This is a genomic window from Ancylomarina sp. (assembly GCF_041555295.1).
Lineage (GTDB): Bacteria > Bacteroidota > Bacteroidia > Bacteroidales > Marinifilaceae > Ancylomarina.
The window spans coordinates 1-1650 of record NZ_JBFFKR010000464.1 but is presented as its reverse complement, the minus strand read 5'-3'; the positions used below and the strand labels follow the sequence as shown (position 1 = coordinate 1650).

Below are 1650 nucleotides of genomic sequence, written 5' to 3'. Positions count from 1 at the left end.
TCAGCATCAAGATAAACAGGAAATTTTGCTCTAAAACGAACTAATTCACCCAGTGAAATATGTGTCGTTTGAATATCATTTTTATACTCTTCACATTTCGCAACATCTCTTCCTCGAGCATCAAATAAGGAAGAATCTCCCGCATAACTTAAACCCATGCCATCTTTACCTACACGATTTACACCCGCAACATAAGCCTGATTATCTATCGCACGAGCTTTTAAAATCGTATTCCAAACATCACGACGCGCATCAGGCCAGTTAGCAACACAAACCAAAAGGTCATAGTCCTGTTGATTGCGACTCCAGACCGGGAAACGTAGATCGTAGCAAACAATAGGACGAATTCGCCACTCTCCTATCTTTACAATGCCCTTTTCTTTTCCACCCACAAAGTGATGATGTTCGTTTCCCATTCTAAACAAATGTCGCTTATCGTAGGTCGAAATATCACCTAGAGGAGAAACCGTATACATTCGATTGTAATAGGCATCACTCTCATTTACAATTATGCTTCCCATTATATGAGAATCTAAATACTTAGCTTGTTCACACATCCAGGCAACAACCATATTGGTATATGTGGCGATCTCGTCTTTACCCGACATCATAAAACCAGATGTAAACATCTCAGGCAAGACAATTAAATCACTCTTCCCTTTCAATTTAGCAAGTTGTTGCTTGAATTGATCAAGATTTGCATTCACATCACCCCAAACTAAATCAGCTTGAACCAAACTAAGTCTTAGAATATCTGACATAACTTAATATTTAAAATTCGCTATAAATAGATTTAATCACCTGTTGAAAAAAGCTCTGGATACTTAGGTTTTGAGTTCTTATACTTTGATTTAATATATGCCATATCAGCTTCTACATCACCTGTAGGATAAAAAGTATCAAGAAAACTCAACGTTTTAGTTTCGTAATTGAGATCTCCCAACAAGATAGGCACATTTGCTTTGAGAGCAATAAAATAGAATCCTCTTTTCCAAACTGGACGCCTACTTCTGGTTCCTTCCGGAGAAAGAGATAGATAAAGTTCATCTCGTTTAGCAAATTCCTCGGCTAATTGATCTGTCAAATTACCTTTTTTACTTCTATCAATCGGCATAACTCCCATCGATCTAAAAATGGCACCTAGAGGAAAAAAGAAGAATTCCTTTTTCATTAAAACTGTCGTATTGATATTATGTGCGACAAAAGCCAGCTTTCCCCAAATAAAATCCCAGTTTGATGTATGGGGTGCTGCAATAACAACCGCTTTTTTTTCTGTAGGAATTTCACCCACAAATTTCCACCCCGATAATTTAAGGAGGAATTGACTTAATTTTACTTTCATTCGTTCTGTTATAGTAAGATATAATCTACTTTCAAATAATCTGAAAACTCTTCGCCAAAGGTACTAAAATAAAGACTTCCTCTTTTTCTTGAATCAATTTTGATTTCCCCAACAATTTAAAGATATTTGCATCTTAATTTCTACACTCTAAGTATAAATATAATGGATGCAATGAGAGACAAAGTCTTAAAATTAGCAAAAGAAAAAAATGCTATCATACTAGCACATTACTACCAGACACCTGACATTCAAGATATAGCCGATTTTAAAGGCGATAGTTTAGCATTAGCTCAATATGCTGCGGAGAC

General features: G+C 35.9%; 3 protein-coding genes. 1 reads left to right on the top strand and 2 read right to left on the bottom strand.

The window, feature by feature from the left end; translation table 11 throughout:
• A partial coding sequence (locus ABY905_RS17130; RefSeq protein ID WP_372646092.1) for an amidohydrolase occupies positions 1–761 on the bottom strand: 761 nt, incomplete at its 3' end.
• A 32-nt stretch (positions 762–793) separates the two neighbouring features.
• Complete coding sequence (locus tag ABY905_RS17125; protein WP_372646089.1) at positions 794–1342, bottom strand: lysophospholipid acyltransferase family protein; 549 nt, start codon at positions 1340–1342, stop codon at positions 794–796.
• Between the two features lie 162 nt (positions 1343–1504).
• Between ABY905_RS17125 and nadA the strand changes: the two genes are divergently transcribed.
• A partial coding sequence (nadA, locus tag ABY905_RS17120; RefSeq protein ID WP_372646094.1) for a quinolinate synthase NadA occupies positions 1505–1650 on the top strand: 146 nt, incomplete at its 3' end.

Excerpts from the sequence above, each read along its gene's own strand:
- ABY905_RS17125 (WP_372646089.1), bottom strand. The coding sequence starts at position 1,342 with ATGAAAGTAAAATTAAGTCAATTCCTCCTTAAATTATCGGGGTGGAAA.